19 protein-coding genes are annotated in these 21114 nt (G+C 62.4%); 9 read left to right on the forward strand and 10 right to left on the reverse strand.

Annotated features, from left to right (window positions below; genetic code table 11):
- Positions 1-42 precede the first annotated feature (42 nt).
- Both Q8M42_RS09745 and Q8M42_RS09750 read left to right on the forward strand, forming a co-directional pair.
- Positions 43-936, forward strand: coding sequence for an ABC transporter permease subunit (locus Q8M42_RS09745; RefSeq protein ID WP_304863561.1), 894 nt, complete (start codon positions 43-45; stop codon positions 934-936).
- Positions 937-1079: 143 nt separating this feature from the next.
- Entirely contained in the window at positions 1080-2018 is a 939-nt protein-coding gene (locus Q8M42_RS09750; protein WP_304863559.1) for a sensor domain-containing diguanylate cyclase, read from the forward strand.
- Positions 2019-2139: 121 nt separating this feature from the next.
- Here Q8M42_RS09750 and Q8M42_RS09755 read toward each other — a convergent pair whose 3' ends face one another.
- From Q8M42_RS09755 to Q8M42_RS09780, 6 genes are all read right to left on the reverse strand, one after another.
- Positions 2140-2526 (reverse strand): hypothetical protein, encoded by a 387-nt coding sequence (locus Q8M42_RS09755; RefSeq protein ID WP_304863558.1) that lies wholly within the window; start codon positions 2524-2526, stop codon positions 2140-2142.
- A 214-nt stretch (positions 2527-2740) separates the two neighbouring features.
- Complete coding sequence (locus tag Q8M42_RS09760; RefSeq protein WP_304863556.1) at positions 2741-4945, reverse strand: OsmC domain/YcaO domain-containing protein; 2205 nt, start codon at positions 4943-4945, stop codon at positions 2741-2743.
- A gap of 150 nt (positions 4946-5095) precedes the next feature.
- Positions 5096-5500, reverse strand: coding sequence for a DUF1801 domain-containing protein (locus Q8M42_RS09765; RefSeq protein WP_304863553.1), 405 nt, complete (start codon positions 5498-5500; stop codon positions 5096-5098).
- A gap of 76 nt (positions 5501-5576) precedes the next feature.
- Positions 5577-6353 (reverse strand): Crp/Fnr family transcriptional regulator, encoded by a 777-nt coding sequence (locus Q8M42_RS09770; RefSeq protein ID WP_304863550.1) that lies wholly within the window; start codon positions 6351-6353, stop codon positions 5577-5579.
- Positions 6354-6536: 183 nt separating this feature from the next.
- Positions 6537-8030, reverse strand: a complete 1494-nt coding sequence (locus Q8M42_RS09775; protein ID WP_304863548.1) for a M20 family peptidase — start codon at positions 8028-8030, stop codon at positions 6537-6539.
- Positions 8031-8047: 17 nt separating this feature from the next.
- The gene (locus Q8M42_RS09780) at positions 8048-10423 is read right to left on the reverse strand and encodes a penicillin acylase family protein (RefSeq protein WP_304863545.1); all 2376 of its coding nucleotides are present in this window, start codon (positions 10421-10423) and stop codon (positions 8048-8050) included.
- Between the two features lie 206 nt (positions 10424-10629).
- Here Q8M42_RS09780 and Q8M42_RS09785 point away from each other — a divergent pair, with 206 nt between their 5' ends.
- Positions 10630-11682, forward strand: a complete 1053-nt coding sequence (locus Q8M42_RS09785) for an AraC family transcriptional regulator (protein WP_304863543.1) — start codon at positions 10630-10632, stop codon at positions 11680-11682.
- 58 nt (positions 11683-11740) lie between these two features.
- Positions 11741-12502, forward strand: a complete 762-nt coding sequence (locus Q8M42_RS09790) for an ABC transporter substrate-binding protein (RefSeq protein ID WP_304863541.1) — start codon at positions 11741-11743, stop codon at positions 12500-12502.
- On the opposite strand, the gene Q8M42_RS09795 is transcribed toward Q8M42_RS09790, so the two are convergent.
- On the reverse strand, positions 12503-13111 hold the full coding sequence (locus tag Q8M42_RS09795; protein WP_304863538.1) for a DUF6436 domain-containing protein: 609 nt from the start codon (positions 13109-13111) through the stop codon (positions 12503-12505).
- A gap of 85 nt (positions 13112-13196) precedes the next feature.
- Here Q8M42_RS09795 and Q8M42_RS09800 point away from each other — a divergent pair, with 85 nt between their 5' ends.
- Complete coding sequence (locus Q8M42_RS09800) at positions 13197-14129, forward strand: alpha/beta hydrolase (RefSeq protein WP_304863536.1); 933 nt, start codon at positions 13197-13199, stop codon at positions 14127-14129.
- 117 nt (positions 14130-14246) lie between these two features.
- On the opposite strand, the gene Q8M42_RS09805 is transcribed toward Q8M42_RS09800, so the two are convergent.
- Positions 14247-15014 carry a hypothetical protein gene (locus tag Q8M42_RS09805; RefSeq protein ID WP_304863533.1) on the reverse strand — a complete coding sequence of 256 codons (768 nt, stop codon included), beginning with the start codon at positions 15012-15014 and terminating at the stop codon, positions 14247-14249.
- Positions 15015-15116: 102 nt separating this feature from the next.
- Here Q8M42_RS09805 and Q8M42_RS09810 point away from each other — a divergent pair, with 102 nt between their 5' ends.
- Positions 15117-15740, forward strand: coding sequence for a 2OG-Fe(II) oxygenase (locus tag Q8M42_RS09810; protein WP_304863531.1), 624 nt, complete (start codon positions 15117-15119; stop codon positions 15738-15740).
- A 178-nt stretch (positions 15741-15918) separates the two neighbouring features.
- Here the strand turns inward: Q8M42_RS09810 and Q8M42_RS09815 are convergent, their stop codons facing one another.
- Positions 15919-16476 (reverse strand): DUF6160 family protein, encoded by a 558-nt coding sequence (locus Q8M42_RS09815; protein ID WP_304863529.1) that lies wholly within the window; start codon positions 16474-16476, stop codon positions 15919-15921.
- A 221-nt stretch (positions 16477-16697) separates the two neighbouring features.
- Here Q8M42_RS09815 and Q8M42_RS09820 point away from each other — a divergent pair, with 221 nt between their 5' ends.
- Complete coding sequence (locus Q8M42_RS09820) at positions 16698-17198, forward strand: DUF523 domain-containing protein (protein ID WP_304863527.1); 501 nt, start codon at positions 16698-16700, stop codon at positions 17196-17198.
- A 174-nt stretch (positions 17199-17372) separates the two neighbouring features.
- Here Q8M42_RS09820 and serA read toward each other — a convergent pair whose 3' ends face one another.
- Positions 17373-18602, reverse strand: a complete 1230-nt coding sequence (gene serA, locus Q8M42_RS09825) for a phosphoglycerate dehydrogenase (protein ID WP_304863525.1) — start codon at positions 18600-18602, stop codon at positions 17373-17375.
- 185 nt (positions 18603-18787) lie between these two features.
- Between serA and Q8M42_RS09830 the strand changes: the two genes are divergently transcribed.
- Both Q8M42_RS09830 and Q8M42_RS09835 read left to right on the forward strand, forming a co-directional pair.
- A complete protein-coding gene (locus Q8M42_RS09830) occupies positions 18788-20182 on the forward strand; it encodes an FAD-binding oxidoreductase (protein ID WP_304863522.1) in 1395 nt (464 codons plus the stop codon).
- 238 nt (positions 20183-20420) lie between these two features.
- Entirely contained in the window at positions 20421-21086 is a 666-nt protein-coding gene (locus tag Q8M42_RS09835; RefSeq protein ID WP_304863520.1) for a fumarylacetoacetate hydrolase family protein, read from the forward strand.
- Positions 21087-21114 lie beyond the last annotated feature (28 nt).

A 21114-nucleotide genomic window follows, 5' to 3' on the forward strand; every position in this document is an offset into this window, starting at 1 on the left:
GCTTTCCACCCAGAATCGGGCCAAAGAGATGGAGGGTCGACCATGAAGCGTTTCAGTTTCTCCAACTTTATGCTGTGGGCCGGCCTGACCTTTATCTACCTGCCGATGCTGATTCTGGTCATCTACTCGTTCAACGCCTCGCGGCTGGTAACGGTGTGGGGCGGCTGGTCGCTGAAGTGGTACGTCGGCCTGCTCGACAACACCCAGCTGATGAACTCGGTGATGCGCTCGCTGGAAATCGCCTGCTACACCGCGATTGCCGCCGTAGCGCTGGGCACCATGGCCGCCTTCGTGCTGACCCGCGTCACCCGCTTCAAGGGGCGCACGCTGTTCGGTGGCCTGGTTACCGCACCGCTGGTGATGCCCGAGGTGATCACCGGTCTGTCGCTGCTGCTGCTATTCGTGGCCATGGCCCAGCTGATCGGCTGGCCTGCCGAGCGTGGCGTGCTGACCATCTGGATCGCCCACACCACCTTCTGTTCTGCCTACGTGGCCGTGGTGGTGTCGTCGCGCTTGCGTGAGCTGGATCTGTCCATCGAAGAAGCGGCCATGGACCTGGGCGCCAAGCCGTGGAAGGTGTTCTTCCTGATCACCATCCCGATGATTGCGCCTTCGCTGGCGGCCGGCGGCATGATGTCCTTCGCCCTGTCGCTGGACGATCTGGTACTCGCCAGCTTCGTCTCCGGGCCGGGTTCGACCACCCTGCCGATGGAAGTCTTCTCTGCCGTGCGTCTGGGCGTGAAGCCGGAAATCAACGCCGTGGCCAGTCTGATTCTGCTGGCAGTGTCACTTGCCACCTTCCTGGTGTGGTTCTTCGCCCACCGTGCCGAAGAGAAGCGTAAGAAGGCCCTGCAGCAGGCCATGGATGAAACCACCGGTGCCGCGCTGATGAACGGCCCGGACAGCCGTCGTGACCCATCCCAGGTGCATGCCTGATCGCACCCCGGCGTAACCCACAAGGGCCGCATTAGCGGCCCTTGTGCATTCTGCGGCAGTACTGGCCAGTCATCCGCCCTGCGGTTGCGCCGGCTGCCGATCTTGGTTACAACCTGCGCTATACCTCGCTCGGATTGCCTGCCATGACCGACTCGAACAGCGCCGACAGCGCGGTGTACAAGACCCTGCTGGAGTCGACCAAGGCCATCCCCTGGAAGATCGACTGGGCCAGCATGACCTTCGCCTATATCGGCCCGCAGATCGAAACCCTGCTCGGTTGGCCGCAGGCCAGCTGGGTCAGCGCCAACGACTGGGCCGAGCGCATGCACCCCGAAGACCGCGACAGCGTGGTGGCTTTCTGCGTGTCACAGTCCCAGGCCGGCACCGACCATGAAGCCGACTACCGCGCCCTGACTCGCGATGGCGACTACGTGTGGATTCGCGATGTGGTGCACGTACTGCGCAATGAGGCTGGCGAAGTCGAGTCGCTGATCGGCTTTATGTTTGATATCAGCCAGCGCAAGCAGACCGAGCAGCAGCTGCTGCAATTGCAGCAACAGCTCGAAGAGCTGTCCTACCTCGACGGCCTCACCGGTGTGGCCAACCGGCGCATGTTCGACAGCCGCCTGCAGGTGGAGTGGAGCAACGCCCAGCGCACCGGTCAGCCACTGTCACTGATCCTGCTGGATATCGACTATTTCAAGGAATACAACGACCACTACGGCCATATCCAGGGCGACGATTGCCTAAAAAGCGTCGGCCAGGCTTTGAGCGGCGCAGCCGTGCGCCCGCGTGATCTGATGGCCCGCTATGGCGGTGAAGAGTTTGTTCTGCTGCTGCCGGAAACCGATGCCCAGGCCGCCGCCCAGGTCGCCGAGCGCTGCCGCCAGCTGATTCGCGAGCAGAATATCCAGCACGCCCACTCTCAGGTCAGCCCACTGCTGACCTTAAGCCTCGGCGTCGGCACCCTGACCCCCGGCCCGCTCGATCAGTCCCAGGCCTTTCTCGAAACCGTGGACCGCCTGCTCTACAAAGCCAAACACCAGGGCCGCAACTGCGCGGTGTTGGCCGCAGCGCCATAAGCCAGAGCGTAGGGTGGATGACGCTTTACCCATCCACCAGCCGCACAATCGTGGTGGATGAAAACAGCGTCATCCACCCTACAGTGCTCCGACATTTCAGGATTACATGACGCTAAGCGCTCTAGCGCTTGATGCGCAACGCCAGCAGGAAGATCAGCGTGGCGCTGATCACCAGGATATCCATGATGATCGCTGCAGCGGCCTTGCTCAGAAACGCCTGGCCATACACCAGCACCAGGGTGACGAAAATCGCCTTGCTCGTTGCCGCGATGGCGGCGCAGAAGGCACGGTGTTTTTCGTTCAGCGCGCCATACATCAGGATCACGCCCATCAAGCCAACCAGCGCTGACCAGCTGCGAATCACAAGGGATTCCAGCTGGCCGGTAAACGACACGCCAAACATCGACTCAAGCGCCGCCTGCGGCGCGAACAGGCCGTAGAACATGCTGGCGGTGAGCACGCCGGACACCAGCATCAGCCATTTGAAGTTGCCTAGTACAAAGTTCATACGTTCCCTCGTGTGTTGTGGTTGGTGTGCGTGGCGTTCAGCGTAGGTGGTTGTGGTGGCCGGAAGGCCGTTATTTAAACAAAGCTATGCGGCCGTTAAATGTTGCAGCTGTACTCGCGGACGCGTGGGGGCGGGCCATGCCCGCGATGTTTTCCCTGTCACCTAGATTTTGCGGGCAAGCCCGCTCCCACAAAGGCTAAATATGCATCCTGCATCAACCCGAAACAGCGGCCACTTTGGCCCGTGCCGCGTGCAGCTTCTTGTAGCTCTCAATCAAGCGCAGATGGCGGTCGAGGCCTTCGAGCTGCATGTTGGTTGGCGTCAGGCCGTGGAAGCGCACGCTGCCGTCCAGTGAACCCAGCACCGCATCCATCCGATCATTGCCGAACATGCGGCGGAAGTTGGGCTCGAAGTCGGCCATCTCCAGCTCATCGTCCATCTGTACTTCCAGCGCGGCATTGAGTGCCTGATAGAACAGGCCGCGCTCGACGGTGTTGTCGTTGTACTGCAGGAAGGCCTCGGTCAGCTCCTTGGCGTCGTCGTACTTCTTCAGCGCGAGGTTGATCAGTAGCTTCAGCTCCAGAATGGTCAGCTGGCCCCACACCGTGTTGTCGTCGAACTCGACGCCGATCAGCGTGGTGATATCGGTGTAATCGTCGACGTCGCTGTTTTCCAGATTGCGCAGCAGGGATTTCAGGCCGCGATCATTCAGGCTATGCAGGTTGAGGATATCGGCGCGGAACAGAAGCGCCTTGTTGGTGTTGTCCCAGATCAGATCCTCGACTGGATAAATCTCCGAATAGCCTGGCACCAGGATGCGACAGGCCGTGGCGCCCAGGTGCTCGTACACCGCCATATAGGCCTCTTTGCCCATGACCTCAAGAATGCCGAACAGGGTCGCGGCTTCCTCAGTGTTGGCGTGCTCGCCTTCGCTGGAGAAGTCCCACTCGACGAATTCGTAATCGGCCTTGGCGCTGAAGAAGCGCCACGACACCACGCCACTAGAGTCGATGAAATGCTCGACGAAGTTATTCGGCTCCATCAGCGCCTGGCTTTCAAAGGTTGGCGGCGGCAGGTCATTCAAACCCTCGAAGCTGCGGCCTTGCAGCAGCTCAGTCAGGCTGCGCTCCAGCGCCACTTCAAAGCTTGGGTGCGCGCCGAACGAAGCGAACACGCCGCCGGTGCGCGGGTTCATCAGGGTTACGCACATCACCGGGAATTCACCGCCGAGCGAAGCGTCTTTCACCAACACCGGAAAGCCCTGTGCTTCCAGGCCCTGAATGCCCGCGAGAATGGCCGGGTACTTGGCCAGCACCTCCTGCGGCACATCCGGCAGGCACAGCTCGCCTTCGAGAATTTCGCGCTTTACCGCGCGCTCGAAAATTTCCGACAGGCACTGCACCTGCGCCTCGGCCAGGGTGTTACCCGCGCTCATGCCGTTGCTCAGGAACAGGTTTTCGATCAGGTTGGAGGGGAAGTACACCACCTCACCATCGGACTGGCGCACAAAGGGTAGCGAGCAGATGCCGCGCAGGGTGTTGCCGGAGTTGGTGTCGTACAGGTGCGAGCCGCGCAGCTCGTCGTCCGGGTTGTAAATCGCCAGGCAGTAGTCGTCGAGAATCTCCGCCGGCAGTGCGTCCCTAGGGCCCGGTTTGAACCAGCGCTCGTCCGGGTAATGCACGAACGCAGCACCCGCGATCTCCTCGCCCCAGAACTGATCGTTGTAGAAGAAGTTGCAGTTCAGCCGCTCGATAAACTCGCCCAGCGCTGACGCCAGCGCGCCTTCCTTGGTCGCGCCCTTGCCGTTGGTAAAGCACATCGGCGAATGCGCATCGCGGATATGCAGCGACCACACGTTGGGCACGATATTGCGCCACGAGGCGATCTCAATCTTCATGCCGAGCTTGGCCATGATCCCCGACATATTGGCGATGGTTTCTTCCAGCGGCAGATCCTTGCCGAGGATGCGCGTGCCTTCGCCAGCCGTCAGCGCGGGTATCAGCAGCGCCTGGGCATCGGCATCGAGGTTGTCCACCTGCTCGATCACGAACTCCGGCCCGGCCTGCACCACCTTCTTTACCGTGCAACGGTCGATGGAGCGCAAAATGCCCAGGCGATCCTTCTCGGAAATATCCGCAGGCAGCTCGACCTGAATCTTGAAGATCTGCTGGTAGCGGTTTTCCGGGTCAACAATGTTGTTCTGCGACAGGCGGATGTTATCGGTGGGGATATTGCGCGTGTCGCAATACAGCTTCACAAAGTAAGCCGCGCACAGCGCCGATGAGGCCAGAAAGTAATCGAACGGCCCCGGCGCCGAGCCATCGCCCTTGTAGCGGATGGGCTGGTCAGCCACCACCGTGAAGTCATCGAACTTGGCTTCAAGTCGGAGGTTGTCGAGAAACTTGACCTTGATTTCCATGCGGGATTACCAGAATACGGGCTAAACGAATGGCCGCCATTATCCGGGTTTTCGGCGGGAAGTCTTGCGCGGCGCGGGTTAGCTCTGACGAGCGAGTAGTTCGTCTTGCGGCCGTTTCGGAAACACTGCCATTGAAATGCCGGCCTCAGCCTATGCGCCCAGCAGCGGCAAGTGCTTTACGCGCTGATACTGCAGTGCCAGCAGCAGGCAATGCCTGAGTGGCACCTGCTCAATATCCGTATCCAGAGGGATCACCACTGCTCTGTTGCCCTCATAGACGAACGCATCGCGGTAGATTTCCCTGAAGGTGGCTACCAGGCGCGTCTGGCAATGGAAGAACACCTTGATCGCATCCGGCTGTTTGGCTTTCCAGTCGATGCGAATCGGCGAACCGCCCTTGACCGAATAACTGGCCTCGGCCCACTTCAGCGTTTCCTCGACATCGCCCAGCTTGTACTCAGCGGCAATGGCCAGAATCAGCGCGCGTACCCGCTCAAGCTGCTGCCTAGCGGCTATCGGGTAACTATCAAATGTGGCCTGAATATCGGGGTTCATAGGTCGTCGTATGGCGTGCCAATAAGCGGCAGCGGCTGAATTTCCCGGGCCCTTGGCGGCTGTGATCAGCGCAGTGCTACAGCGTTGGCAGCGTTGCAGTGGGAATGTCGTCGGTATCGGTGATGATTTGGCGCTGCGGTATGTAATCAAGCAGCAGGTCTGTTTCCTTTTTGACCACCGAATAGCACTCGCACGTCAGCGCTTCCAGTTTTGGCCGATCAAGCACTTTGATCAAGCCGCGTGAATATGAAATCACGCCGAGTTGCTGCAACTTCAACGCAGCCTGGGTAACGCCCTCGCGGCGCACGCCGAGCATGTTGCCGATAAACTCCTGGGTCATGGTCAAGTGGTTGTGTGACAAGCGATCCATGGAGAGCAGCAACCAGCGGCAGAGCTGCTGGTCGATCGAGTGGTGCCGGTTGCAGACCGCCGTCTGCGAGACCTGCGTAATCAGTGCCTGCGTATAACGCAGCATCAGCATCAACAGCTGGCCGTGACGGTTGAACTCCTCTTTCACCCGCAGTCTGGGAAGCCGATAGGCGTAGCCGGCGCTTTGTACCAGCGAACGGCTCGGCGTGCTTTCCCCGCCCATCAGCAGGCTGATGCCGAGCAATCCCTCATTACCCACCACCAGGATGGCGGTCGACGCCCCGTTCTCCATCACGTATTGCAGCGAGACGATGGAGTCCGTCGGGAAGTAAACGTGACGCATCGGCCGTCGGGATTCATACAACACGGCGCGCAACGGTAATGGCACCAGTTCCAGGTGCGGAAACAACCGAGACTGCACCTCGGGCGACAAAGCTGCCAGAAGATGATTCTGCTGGGGTTCGGGCTGGGGTTTGGCGGACATTTCGGCGCTCTGCAACTGAATCGGTGGCGGTTACTCGCTCAAAGCGGCCTGAGCGTAAGTGATGACCCTGTGGATTCAGTGCAGCAGCCCACACAGGCTTGGGCTCTGCTAGCCCACATGAGACGAGCCCATGCGTGACCTTAGCAGTTCAGCGTGGCGGGAGTTGGCCGTTGGTTGTTTGGCCTAGTTGGCTGGGCTATTCAGGCTCTGCAGCAGGCGGTAATAGAAGCCGCTGGCATTGGCCAAGGTATCGATCCCCACGCGCTCATTGGTGCCGTGCATGCGCGGCAGGTCTTCGCGCTCCATCAGCAGGGGGCTAAAGCGGAAGATGTTATCGGTCAGCGGCTCGTAGTAGCGCGAGTCGGTGCCGCCGACGGTGAGGTTGGGGCTGACCAGGGTATTGCTGAAGCTCTGCCGGATCACTTCGGCGAAGGCTTTGTAGGCTGCGCCGTTGACGTCGGAGACCGCCGAGGGCTCGCGGCCGGCGGGCATGACTTTGACGCTGATCTGCTCATCCGCCACGGCGCTGCGTACATGTTCGGCCACGCTTTCGATGCTGTCGCGCGGGTGGATGCGCAGGTTGAGGGTGGCGCGGGCGCTGGGCGGCAGAACGTTTTCCTTGATGCCTGCGCGCAGCAGGGTCGGCGACAGCGAGGTTTGCAGCTGCGCGGCGCCGGCTGGCGAGGCGGCCAGTTGCTGTTCCACCAATGGGCCGAACAGCCAGAGGTTGGCGAAGATCAATCGATAACCGAAGGATTGCGCCGGGGTAAAGCTGGCCAGCAGGTCGCCGGTGGGGCCGTCGAAGCCGCGTTGAAACGGCGCATCGCCTACCCGTTGCAGGGCTTGGCTCAAGCGGCCGATGGCGGTTTCATCGAAGGCTGGTGGCTGTGAGGAGTGGCCGCCCTGGGCGTTGGCTTGCAGGGTCAGGCTGACGTAGCCCTTTTCCGCGATACCGACCACGGCGACATCCTGGCTGACGCCGGGAATCTGTCCGCGCACCACAAAACCGCCTTCATCGCTGACCCAGGCCAGGCGTTTGCCTTGCTCCTGCAACTGCGCGGCGATACGCCGGTTGCCCTGGTGGCCGCCGATTTCTTCATCGTGACCGAAGGCCAGCAGCACATCGCGTTGCGGCTGAAAGCCCTGGCTGATCAGGGTTTCCACCGCTTCGAGAATCGCCACCATCGAACCCTTGCTGTCGATGGCGCCACGCCCCCAGATAAAGCCATCGGCTATCGCCCCGGAGAACGGCGGGTGAGTCCACAGCTCCTCGGTGCCCGGTGCCACGGGCACCACGTCCTGGTGCGCCATCAGCAGGGCGGCCGGCAGTTGGCTGTTCTTGCCCGGCCAGCGCAGCAGGATGCTCGGGCTGCCGGTGGGCAGTTGTTCAGTGCTTGCCGTCAGGCGTGGGTAGCGCTGCGTTAGCCATTCGCGCAGGCCGGCAAACGCAGCGTCGCTGGCGGCCTGTTGGCTGGCCGGGGTGCCGACCTGATGCGACAGGGTTGGCAGGCGAATCGCTGCCGCCAAACTCTCCGCCGCACGTTGTGCATCCAACCCCTCGGGCAGGCTGACGGGTGCGTTGTTGAAGGCGGCGGCCGGCAGCAGCAATGTGCGCCCGACGACTACGCCAAGCAGGCCGAGCAGGGCGATCAATACCACTAATAACAGGCGTTTCATGGAGGGCTCCTGCGCGCTTAGGGACGAAGAATCAGCTGGCTGCGGCTATTGGCCTTGATCGCCTCGGCATCCAGGTGCATCGGCACGTACTCACCACGCATATAGGCGTCGGCCTGGTCTTTGTAGTGCTGATCAAACAGCACGCCGCTCTGGCCCACCGGGTTGATGCCCAGCGCGCTGCTGGCGTCGGCCATATCGATCAGGCGACGGGTCGAGGGGCCGTACACAACTGACCAGGGCGCCGGGCCTACCGGTTGCGAGAGGTTATTCGGCGTTTCATGGCCACCCGGTGCGGCAAATGGGCCGACGTTGAATAGTTTATCCAGTGGCTTCTGCTGGCCCAGCGGATGGCTGTGGGTGAGGGTATGCGCGCTGCCCCAGGCCCATTTCGCGCTGTCGTCACCGAGGGTGCTGCGCAGGTGGGCAAGGCTGGCCTGCCAGGCGGCTTTGACGGTGTCGGCGCGGCTTTCCACGGCGTCGCTGCCGCGTTTGTCCCACCAGGGCGAGTTGGCGTCGGCGGCCAGGCGCGGCAGGGCGCTGTCGAGTACGCGGGTTTGCAGCAGGTTGGTAAAAAAGGCCTCGCTCAGCTCATCGGCCATGGCTTCACGCGTCAGTTGGTACACCAGTTGGTTGAACAGCGTAGCGGCGGTGTTATCGATCTGGTGTTGGCCATCCCAGCTCAGCAGTTGTTCGACCTGCGCCTGCTCTTCGCTGCCATTGGCGGCGGCGCGCAGGTCGGCGGCTAGCGGAGCCAGCAGGCGCTGTGGGTAGCCGGTGCCGGGCTCCAGTTGCAGCGCCTGGCTGTTCTTCACATCCCACTTCACGCTGTTATCGCGCAGGCGTTCGTCCAGGCGCTGGCCGCGATCTGCCAGGTTGTAGTAGCCGGGAATCTCCATGCCGGTCGGCGACACGGGCTGGTAGTTGGCGGAGAGGATATAGCCGCGCGCGGGGTTCTCTTCCTGCGGGTTGGCGCTGAACGGGTAGTAGCCGTCTTTTTCTGCCTCGCCGTTGCTGCCGTCGAGGATAAAGCTCGGGTTGACCCCGGCCGGGCGGCGCGGCAGTTTCGCCGCCGCCCACCAACCGATATCGCCCATGGCATTGGCCCACACCACGTTCAACCCCGGCGCTTCGATGTGCTCAGCGGCGACGCGGGCTTGCTTCAGCGTGGCGGCGCGGTTGAGCTGGTAGAAGCCGTCGAGGATCGGATTCTCGGTCTCGAGGAACGCCCACCACATGGCAATCGGCGTGCTGCCGACGGTTTCACCGAGGGCGCTGTTGATGATCGGGCCGTGCGGCGAGCGGCGGATGGTCAGGCTGACCGGCGCGGCATCCTTAACGCTGATCAGCTCCTCGCGGCTTTGTAGCTCGACCCACTGGCCGCGATACCAGACTTGATTGGGATTGGCCGGGTTGGTTTTCTCGGCGATCAGGTCGAGGTCGTCGCTCTGGAACATGGTGATGCTCCAGGCAAAGTCGCGGTTATGCCCCAGGGACGCCACCGGGTTGAGCGCCTGGTGATGGCCGTACAGGCTGAAACCGGGGTAGCTCAGGTTGGCCTCGTACCACACCGACGGCACCGCGAAGCGGATATGCGGGTCGCCGGCCAGCAGCGGTTTGCCGCTGGCGGTGCGGCTGCCGGAGATGGCCCAGGCGTTGCTGCCCTCGAACTGCGGCAGGCCGGCATCCAGCAGCGCGGCATGGCTCAGCTCGGCGATGGCGTTGAGGTCCTGCCAGTCGCCTGCCGCGAGGTTTTGCCCGACCACGCCCTGCGGGTGCCAGTCGAGGTCGAAGGCCTTGAGGTAATCGGCGCCCAACTGGTCGCGGATATGCGTCAGCACCGGCTCGGTGCGAAACGCGGCGGCGAAGCTGTAGGCCATATAGCCGGCGACGCTGAGGGTGTCGGCCACGTTAAACGGCCGTTTTTCGATGCCCAACACATCGAACTCGATCGGCGCCGGGTGGCTGGCCTGGTACTGGTTGATACCGTCCAGGTAAGCCTCTAGCGCCTGGCTCGCCGGGGCGCTCATATCCATCTTCGCCGCGTAGCGATCGGCGTGTTCGCGGATGCCCAGGGTGCGGAACAGGCGGTCGGTGTCGACCAGCTTGCTGCCGAGCACCTCGGCCAGCTCGCCACGGGCCAGGCGGCGGAGGATTTCCATCTGAAACAGACGGTCCTGGGCATGCACATAGCCCAGCGCGCGGTACATATCGGCCTCGTTCTGCGCCTGGATATGCGGCACGCCGCGTTCGTCGTAGTCCACCGTAACTGCGGCCTGCAGATTGCTCAGTTGCAGTTCGCCGTCGCGTTGCGGCTGCTTGCTGTCGATGTACCAGTAAGCGCCAGCGGCGCTGGCGGCGACAATCAGGGCAAGGGCAGTCAGGGTGCGTTTCATCTGGGAATCCTTGTTATTGGTTTTATCAGGCTGCGCCGGACAACACGCGTAGGTTGGCGTTGAGCGCAGCGAAGCCCAACGAGCCGTCCTCTTATTGGCATTACACAGCCTGCTTATCAGCCCTGCCATTGTGCGGGCTGCTGCGTGGTGCGGCATTGACCAAATAGCGCAAGAGTGAAAGTCTTTGGTCAATCCAAGAGGCCTTTATGCAACACGATCCGCACAGCAGCATCGCCAGCGCGCTGACCCACTCCTCGACCCTGCGCCGCCTGCTCTACGAAGCCTTGGCGGCGCTGGGCCTGGACCCCACCGATACCTATCGTCAGGCCTATCAGGGCATCGTGCTGGCGCCGCCGCTGCTCAATGCCCGTGAAGACCACGACAATGCACCGCGCTTCTGGCAGGCGCTGGAAGCCATCAGCGGTGATGCCGATATCGGTCTGCACCTGGGCGAAACCATGCAGCCACGGCCAATGGATGTGGTCGGTTACCTGCTACTGGCCAGCCGCGATCTGGGCCAGGCGCTGGAGAGCTTTGTGCGTTTTCAGCACATCCTCTCCGGCGGCTTTGCCGCACGCCTGGAGCTGGATGGCGAGCAGGCGCGGCTGATCTTCGACCTCAATTACCGTGGTGTGGGCTCGCTGCGTCAGCAGATGGAGTGCCTGGCGCTGCTGCTGCAGAAGATGTTGGCCAGCGTCAACGACGGCGGCTTTGCGCTCGATAGCGTGGAGTTTCGTCACCCGGCCCCGCGCCGCCTGAGTGAGCACCGGCGGCTGTTTGGTCTGCTGCCACGCTTTGCCCAGGCGCATGACGCGCTGATCTTTCCGCGCGCCTGGCTCAGCCGGCCATCGCGCAGCGCCAACCCACGGCTGTTCGCGGTGCTCTGGGCGCAGGCGGACGTGGAGCTGGCGGAGCTTGAAGAAAACCAGCTGCTCAACCGCGTGCGCTACTGGCTAGAGGTCAACCTCGGGGTGCAGCTGTGCGACCTGCCCAGCTGCGCCATCGCACTCGGTTACAGCGTTGGCGGGCTGCAGCGAGCGTTGGCCGAACAGCAGCAGAGTTTCCGTCAGCTGCACGATGAAGTACGCCGTCTGCGTGCGCAGACTCTGCTCGACAGCGGCCTGGCCATTCGCGAAGTAGCCCGTGCCTGCGGCTTTGCCGAGCTGTCACCGTTCTACCGCGCCTTCCGCCGCTGGCAGGGCGCGACGCCGCAGGGCTTTCGCCGACAGTCGGTTGCCGGGATGGCTCAGCCAGACTGATCTAGCCTTTCTACACAGGCCTGAGGTAGCGGTTATGTGGCGAGTGATGGCGAGTGGAATGTTGGTGCTGCTGGCGCTGCCCTGCCTGGCGGCGCCGCCGGTGCAGATCTGTCTGGGCGACAGCAACGAGTGGCCGCCCTACACCTATTGGCAGCGCAGCGATGGCCAGGTGGATCGCAGCCGTCTAACTGGGTCGGCCAGCACCCTGGTGCTGGAGATTCTGCAGCGTTTGCAGCTGCCCTATGAGGTGCACTACATGCCCTGGGCGCGGGTGCAGCAGGAGCTGGCGGACTTTGCCGAAAAGGGCCGCTGCGAACTGACCTGGGATGCCAGCTACAACGCCGAGCGCGCGGCCTACGCGCATTACAGCGCGCGCCTCTACGCAACGCGCCTTGGGTTGTTCTATTCCGCTCAGCGCTTTGCCGACGTGCCGTTGCCCGCCTTGCTGCAGAACCTGCAGCCCTATCGGGTGTGCGGGGTGATTGGCTACAACTACCAGCCGTTTGGCCTGGGTGAGCCGATCCAGCGCTTTCCCAGCATCCAGCAAAATCTGGATATGCTGCAGCGTCAGCGCTGCGACTTCTTTCCCAGTGAGATTGAGCCGCTATATGGCGGCCTGGCGCTGGGTATTTATCAAGGCCATGAGCAGTTGCGCCATGTTCCACTGGTCGCCAGCAAGGAGTTCTTTCTGCTGGTCAGCAAGGGCTCAGCGCGGGGTGAACGTCTGGTCAGCCAGTTTGATCAGCAGCTTAAACAGCTGCAGGCCAGCGGCGAGGCGCAGCAGATCTTTCAGCGCTTTACCCCGGACGGCCTGAAGTAGTCAGTTGCTCTGCCAGTCGCAGAAGCAACCCACCGCCAGGGTGTTGCTGGCGTTGACCGGGCGGCCCTGTACCAGGGCGTCGAGAATGGGCTCGATAAAACTGTTGCTGGAGGTGCAGGTGGCGCCTTCGCTGTAGGGGCCAAAGTAGGCCAGCTGGCCGTTGCGGTCCCAGATCGCCACGGCCGGGCTGGCGGGGATCTGCGTGCTACCTGCCAGTTTGGCCAGCGGCTGCAGGGCGCTCAGAGTGCTGGGCAGCTGTCCTGTACTGCCGGGCTTTTGCACGGCATAAAAGCTCACGTCCTGCGGGCCGAAGCGCTCGATCAGTTCGGCCAGGTGCTGCTGATTACCAACATTGCACGGGCAGGCCGGGTCCCAGAAGTGCACCAGACGGATCGGTCCGGGGCCGGCCAGCTCATCCGGCAGGCGCAGCTGCTCACCGTAGAACAGCGCGGTCTGCTCGCTGAAACTGCGCAGGTAGCGCGCTTCGTACCACCAGTAGGCGGCGAGCATGGCGGCGGCCCAGAGCAGAATCAGCAGGCTGGCGAGTAGGGTCTTGCGCGTGGGTCGAGTCATCGGCGGTCTTCGGCAAACAGGCGCGCAGCTTGCCATGACTGGCGCGACAGCTGAATATCCGCAACCTGATTGCACAGCCCTGGATGGCCTGTGACTACCCTGTAAGTTTGATGGAAGCCTTATGCCAGAGCCGTTTCAGCCGGAAAACCTGCTTGCCAGTCTGCGACCCTTGGCCGCAGCCGTTGCCCTGTCACCGGCCGAACAGGCATACCGGCAGTTTTACGGCTTCAGCGATACCTCGGCTACGCACAGTTGTATGGGCACGCTGCAGGCAGGCGGCTACCAGATTGCGCTACAAGCCTGGTGGCCTGAGCAGCCGCGCGCCACGTTGGTGCTACTGCATGGTTACTACGACCACGTTGGCCTGTACCGCCATGTGATCGAGTGGGCACTGGGCATGGGCTTTGCCGTGTTGAGCTTTGATCTGCCGGGGCATGGCCTGTCCAGCGGCGCGCGCGCCAGCATCGGCGATTTTGCCGAGTACCAGACGGTGTTGCAGGCGGTGTTGGCTGAAGCCTCCGTGCTAGAGCTGCCGCAACCCTGGCATCTGTGCGGGCAAAGTACAGGCGGGGCGATTCTGATCGACTACCTGCTGACCGGTGCACCAGGCGCGGAAATCGGCGAAACCATTCTGCTGGCGCCGCTGGTGCGACCGCGTGCCTGGGGCTGGTCGCAGTTCAGTTACCGGATCATGAAGCGCTTTGTCAGCGAGATTCCCCGGCGTTTCAGCGTCAACTCCAGCGACGCGGCGTTTATCGACTTCGTCCATCACCAGGACCCGCTGCAACCGCGCAACCTGCCGACTGCCTGGGTCGGCGCGCTCAGCCAATGGGTACCGCGTATCGAGGCGGCACCGCGCAGTGCACGCAGCCCGTTGATCATTCAGGGCGAGGCGGATCTGACGGTGGCCTGGCGGCATAACCTTAAGGTGCTGCAGGACAAGTTCGCCGCACCGCAGATTCTGCGCCTGCCCGAGGCGCGTCACCATCTGGCCAATGAAGCGCCGGCCTTGCGCCAGCGCTATTTCGAGTTTTTGACCGAGCGTTTGGCGTAGGTTGGTGTTGAGGAGCAACGCGACGAAGCCCAACGACTGCAACGGATCGTCGAGCGGAGTGCCATGCACTCCATGTTGGGCTTCGCTGCGCTCAACACCAACCTACGTGGATTCGGCTCAGATGCCTTGCGGTGCTGGGGCCAGTGCTGCGCTGCTCTGGCCAACCGCCAGGCCGCTGCGGATGGCGGCCAGCGCTGCCTGGTAGTAGCGCTTGCCGCTTTCGGATTGAGCAAAGCTGACAAACTCTTCCAGCTCTGGATCACTCAGCTCGCGGTAGACGTGCAGCAGGGTGTTATCCAGATCCGCACCGATCTGTTCCATCAAACGCTGGCGCTGGCCATTGAGCATGGCCTGGGCGCTGTCGCCACCGAGCAGGCCGGGGAGCATCTGACTCAGGCTATCGGCGGCCACGCCGGCCAGGGCCAGGCTGACTTCCGCGCCGGCTTCTTTGGCGGGCAGCGCCTGGGCCAGGTGGCGAATCAGCAGGCGGCGGGTGGCACTGGCTTCACTGCGCGGCAGGCCATTGGCATGGCGCGCCAGTTGGTCGCTGCGGGTGGCGAGCAGTTCGGCATCGACAATCTTGCGACCCAGTGGCGACTGGAAAAACTGCAAGGCGCTGACTGGCTCGCCGAGGTTGTCGCGCAGGCCCTGCTGGGCGCGCTGATCCACCGCAGCCGCGGCAAAGCGCTGGTTGCTGTTGTTCACCAACGCTTGATGCACCGCTGGCGGCAGGCTATTGCGGTAGCGTTCCTGGGCGGCCTGCAGGGCATCGCTGAAATGCATGCGCTGCTGCGGCCAGCCGGCCGCCTGATACAGCTGCAGGTAATCGTCGGCCAGGGCGGGCAGGCTGAGCAGCAGGGTCAACACAACGGAAAGGGCGCGCATAGGGACTCCATAGGGGGCCGCTATTTTCGGCGGCATAGCGTTGCTTGTCGAGGCTCGGCGTGGCTGTGAATGAAACGATGACAGGCTGTTAGAATCGCCGGCATGACGACCGATACCCACACCGCGCTCCTGACCCGCATCGTTGACGACCTGGCCGAACACGGCTGGTCGCTGCAGCCACAGTTTATTGCCCCCTCTCTGACCCTCGAACTGGCCGAAGAGTGCCGTAAACGTGCCGCGCAAGGTGCATTGGCGCCCGCCGGCGTCGGCCGTGGCGCGCAGCAGCAGATTCGCGAAGGGGTGCGTGGCGACCATATCCAGTGGCTGGAAGCCGGTCAGGCCGAGGTCTGTGATCAGTACCTGCAGGCGTTTGACGAGCTGCGCATGGCGCTCAACCAGGGCTTGTACCTGGGGCTGGAGGATTTCGAGGGGCACTTTGCCCTGTATCCACCGGGCGCGTTCTACCAGAAGCACGTGGATCGCTTTCGCGATGATGACCGTCGCGCGGTGTCGGCGGTGTTCTACCTCAACCAGGATTGGCAGGCCGAGCAGGGCGGCGCGCTGCGTTTGTATCTGCCCAATGGCGATATGCGCGATGTGTTGCCGCAGGCGGGCAGTCTGCTGCTATTTCTCTCCGCCGATATGCCCCACGAAGTGCTGCCGGCCACTCGCGAGCGACTGTCATTGACCGGCTGGTTTCGTAGGCGGGGCAATGGGCCGTTCTAGTCAAGATTGGCTAGAACCTGTTCACGATCTCGCGAGCTAGAGCCATGCAAGGCGCTACGTAGTAACAGCCTTTGGCTGGTCAAAGCGGCGAGGAAGCGGAGTTTACTGGGGTAAATGAGCATTCCGAGCCTGTTTTTAACGCTGCAGGGCCGACGCGCAGCAGATCGTGAGGAGGTTCTTAGTGGCCCCAGACTTTGAATGTCCCGCGCAGATCGGTGATGTCGCGCATCTCGATGCTGCCCAGGCGGCTTTCGCCGACGTACATATCAGCGGCCACCCGTAAGCGAATGCGCTGCGCCGGGATGCCGCTGGCCACCAACTGTTCGTTAATTGTGGTGAGGTCGGGCAGGGTCAGCTGCAACTGCTGTTTGCCGCTGGCGTTGGTGACGATATCGATCTTCAGGGTGGGCAGGTTGACGCCGAATATCGGCAAGGTCAGCCCCAGCTGCGCGGCGCCGAAGGCAAAGTTGCCACCAGAGCCGTTCGGGCAGCTGGTCGGGGTGGTGCAGCCGTTGTCGATCTTCACATTGCGCAGCGAGGCGTGACCGCCGTCATCGCTCCAGCGCACCTGGCCGATGGTCGCCAGCACATCCGCGCGGATGCTGATGCCGGCCTGCCCGCTGATCTCGCTCAGGCTCTGGTTATCCATCGGCAGCAGGGCCGCCTGGCTCGGCAGGGCATAGGCCGCAAGGCTGGCAGTGAGTAGCAGGGCGAAGGTGCGAAGGGGGCGATGCATGGGGGCGTCCTCTCTTAGAGTGGCGTGAGTCTGTGCCTGGCCTGACGCGCGCGCCATCGGCCCAGGGCGCTTCCCGCCGAAGGATAGGCCGGCGTTGTGCGCGGATGGAGTGGTCTGCGTGAAGCGCTTGGCAATCTGCCAGGCACCCCGTCCCTTTGATCGGCGGCCAGCAAGCGCAGTAACCTGGCGGTGTTACGCCGGGTGACTAATGAGAGTGAGCGATGCAGAAGATTCTGGTGAGCCGTTGCCTGTTAGGCCAGCGTGTACGTTATGACGGCGGCGCCCATGGCCCGTTTACGGTGCTTGAGCGCTGGCAGCAGGAGGGGCGGATTGTGCCGCTGTGCCCGGAAGTTGCCGGCGGCCTACCGACCCCGCGCGCACCGGCGGAAATTGCCGGGGGGCAGGGCGCGCAGGTGCTTGATGGACAACTGCCGGTGCTGACGGTGGAGGGCGAGGATGTCACCGCCGCTTTTGTCGAGGGTGCTGAACAGGCGCTGGCGCTGGTGGCGCAGCATGGCATCCGCCTGGCGCTGCTTAAAGCGCGTAGCCCCTCGTGCGGTAATCGGGAGAATTACGATGGCAGTTTCAGCGGTACCCGAGTCGCGGGTGAAGGGGTAACCGCTGCGGCTTTACGCCGTGCTGGGGTGCGGGTGTTTAGCGAAGAAGAGCTGCCGGCTGCTGAGGCGGCGTTGCGCGAGCTGGAACAGCAGCCGCTTGCGTAGGATGGGTTGAGCGCAGCGATACCCATGCTGTTGGGTTACGCGGCGCGTGAGATTCGTAGCGTCTGTAGATAAACGATAGGCGCCGCTAACCCAACCTACGCACCTCCCACGAGTCATGACATCGCAAATAAAAAAGGGAAGCCGAAGCTTCCCTTTTTCGTACCGCGGCAGCGCTTAGAACAGTACGCGGCTACGGATCGTGCCTTTAACGTGCTGCAGCTTCTCCAGCGCCAGGTCGGAGTAATCGGCGTCGACGTCGATCACCACGTAGCCGACCTTGTCGTTGGTCTGCAGGAACTGGCCGGAGATGTTGATGCCGTTTTCCGCGAACACGCTGTTGATCTCGCTCATCACGCCCGGGATGTTGGCGTGGATGTGCAGCAGGCGGTGCTTGCCCGGGTGCGCCGGCAGGGCCACTTCGGGGAAGTTGACCGAGGACACCGAGGTGCCGTTGTCGCTGTACTTGACCAGCTTCTCGGCCACTTCCAGGCCGATGTTGGCCTGCGCTTCGGCGGTGGAACCACCGATATGCGGAGTCAGGATCACGCGATCCAGGCCACGCAACGGGCTCTCGAACTCTTCGTCGTTGGATTTCGGCTCGACCGGGAACACGTCGATGGCCGCGCCGATCAGGTGCTCGTCCTTGATTGCCGCGGCCAGATGCTCCAGCTCGACCACGGTGCCGCGCGCGGCGTTGATCAGGATGCCGCCCTTCTTGATGGCGCGGATTTCCTTCTCGCCGATCATCCACTGGGTGGATGGCAGCTCTGGGACGTGCAGCGACACGATGTCGCACATGCCCAGCAGGTCGTGCAGTTTGCCGATCTGCGTGGCGTTGCCCAGCGGCAGCTTGGTCACGGTATCGTAGAAGAACACCTGCATGCCCATGGCTTCGGCGAGTACCGAGAGTTGGGTGCCGATGGAGCCGTAACCGACGATACCCAGCTTCTTGCCGCGGATTTCGAAGGAGTTGGCTGCCGATTTGATCCAGCCACCACGGTGGCAGGAGGCGTTCTTCTCGGGGATGCCGCGCAGCAGCAGGATGGCCTGAGCCAGTACCAGTTCGGCCACCGAGCGGGTGTTGGAATAGGGTGCGTTGAACACGGCGATACCGCGCTCGCGGGCGGCGTCGAGGTCAACCTGGTTGGTGCCGATGCAGAAGCAGCCCACGGCCACCAGGCGCTTGGCGCAGTCAAAGACTTCGGCGGTCAGCTGGGTGCGCGAACGGATACCGATAAAGTGCGCGTCGGCGATCTTTTCTTTCAGCTCGTCGTCGGAGAGTGCGCCCTTGAGGTACTCGATGTTGGTGTAACCAGCGGCCTTCAGGGTGTCCACTGCATTCTGGTGGACGCCTTCAAGAAGAAGGAACTTGATCTTGCTCTTGTCGAGAGAGGTCTTGCTCATCGGAGTACCTGTTGTCCCACAAATGGTGTCAGGGAAGGGTCAGCGGCGGTGCTGACTGCACCCGCAGATCGGCGCAGAGGCACGATTCACGGGGGGCGTATGCTAGCATACGAGCCCCGCGAAACACCTACCCTGGCAGATGAAGCGTGCTCAGGGTGACCATGAATCGTTTGAGAGTTCCGTAGATGACCAACCCTGCGCTGATCGAAGAGCTGAAGACCCTGGTTGAGCCCGGCAAGGTGCTCACCGATGCCGATTCCCTCAATACCTACGGCAAGGACTGGACCAAGCACTTCGCCCCAGCACCGCTGGCGATTGCCTTCCCCAAAAGCATCGAGCAGGTGCAGGCCATCGTCCGCTGGGCCAATCAGCACAAGGTCGCGCTGGTGCCGTCCGGTGGTCGTACCGGCCTGTCTGCCGGCGCCGTGGCGGCCAATGGCGAAGTGGTCGTGGCCTTCGACTATATGAACCAGATTCTCGACTTCAACGAATTTGACCGCACCGCCGTGTGCCAGCCAGGCGTGGTGACCAAGCAGCTGCAGATGTTCGCCGAGGACAAAGGCCTGTACTACCCGGTGGATTTCGCTTCGGCCGGTTCCAGCCAGATTGGCGGCAACATCGGCACCAATGCCGGCGGCATCAAGGTGATTCGCTATGGCATGACCCGCAACTGGGTCGCCGGCCTCAAGGTCGTCACCGGCACTGGCGAGCTGCTGGAACTGAACAAAGATCTGATCAAGAACGCCACCGGCTACGACATGCGTCAGCTGTTTATCGGCGCCGAGGGCACCCTCGGTTTTGTTGTCGAGGCCACCATGCGCCTGGATCGTGCGCCGAAGAACCTCACCGCGATGGTCCTCGGCACTCCGGACTTCGACTCGATCATGCCGGTGCTGCACGCCTTCCAGAACAAGCTCGATTTAACCGCGTTCGAGTTCTTCTCGGACAAGGCCCTGGCCAAGATCATGGCCCGTGGCGACGTGCCGGCAGCCTTTGAAACCGATTGCCCGTTCTATGCGCTGCTGGAATTTGAAGCCACCACCGAGGAAGTCGCCGAAGCAGCCCTGGCCACCTTCGAGCATTGCGTCGAGCAGGGCTGGGTGCTGGATGGCGTGATGAGCCAGAGCGAGCAGCAGCTGCAGAACCTGTGGAAGCTGCGCGAGTACATCTCCGAGACCATCAGCCACTGGACGCCGTACAAGAACGACATCTCGGTCACTGTCTCCAAGGTGCCGGCCTTCTTGCATGACATCGACGCCATCGTCGGTGAGCACTACCCGGATTTTGAAATCGTCTGGTTCGGCCATATCGGCGACGGCAACCTGCACCTGAATATCTTGAAACCGGAGAACCTGTCCAAGGACGAGTTCTTCGCCAAGTGCGCCACCGTCAACAAGTGGGTGTTCGAGACCGTGCAGAAGTACAACGGCTCGATCAGCGCTGAACACGGCGTGGGCATGACCAAGCGCGATTACCTGACCTACAGCCGCTCGGAAGCCGAGATTGGCTATATGAAGGCGATCAAGGCGGTGTTTGACCCGAACGGCATCATGAACCCGGGCAAGATCTTTCCGCTTTGATTGACCTTGATCATCTGTAGCCCGGATAAGCCTTGGCGCAATTCGGGGCAGCGGCGTCGCGGATTGCGCTGCGCTTATCCAGGCTACGAAATCGTGCTTTGGTCGCAACGACGACCGGCCCTAAAGCGGGCATGATCGTCGGGCGGGTGTAGGAACGGGCCATACCCGCGAAACGGCCGCCTTAAAGCATCGCGGGCATGGCCCGCTCCTACGAAAAGACAGCCGCAAGGAGTCGGGAATGAGCTACCAGCATCAGTATGTCGATGGCACCCATATTCACTTCCCCATGGGCAAGGTGGTGTGTATCGGCCGTAATTACGCCGAGCATGCCAAGGAACTGAATAACCCGGTGCCGACCGAGCCGTTGCTGTTTATCAAGGCGGGCAGCTGTGTGGTGCCGCTGGATGACGGCTTCACCCTGGTCGAGGGTAAGGGTGACGTGCATTACGAGGCGGAAATCGCCGTGCTGATCGGCAAGCCGCTGTCGCGTACGCCGAATGCCGAGGAAGTGCGCGATGCCATTTCTGGCTTTGCCCCAGCGTTGGACCTGACCCTGCGCGACCTGCAGGCCCAGCTCAAGGCCAAGGGCTATCCCTGGGAAACCGCCAAATCCTTCGACGGTGCCTGCGTGCTGGCGCCGTTCGTGCCCGGTGATGCCGTTGAGGACCTGACCGACATCGGCATCCGCCTGGCGATCAACGGTGAGGTGCGTCAGGACGGCAACAGCCGCGACATGCTCAACCCGATTCTGCCGATGATTCAGCACATCTGCGGCCATTTCAGCTTGCAGCCGGGTGATGTGATCCTCACCGGCACGCCAGTGGGCGTCGGCCCGCTGCACAAGGGCGATGAGCTGGTGCTGGAGCTGGTTGGTCATAGCCGCTTCGAGAGTCGTGCGCTCTAACCGTAGCGCCTGAGTCGCCACCTTTGTA

The sequence above is a fragment of the Pseudomonas sp. genome, from assembly GCF_030684895.1.
Taxonomy (GTDB): domain Bacteria; phylum Pseudomonadota; class Gammaproteobacteria; order Pseudomonadales; family Pseudomonadaceae; genus Aquipseudomonas.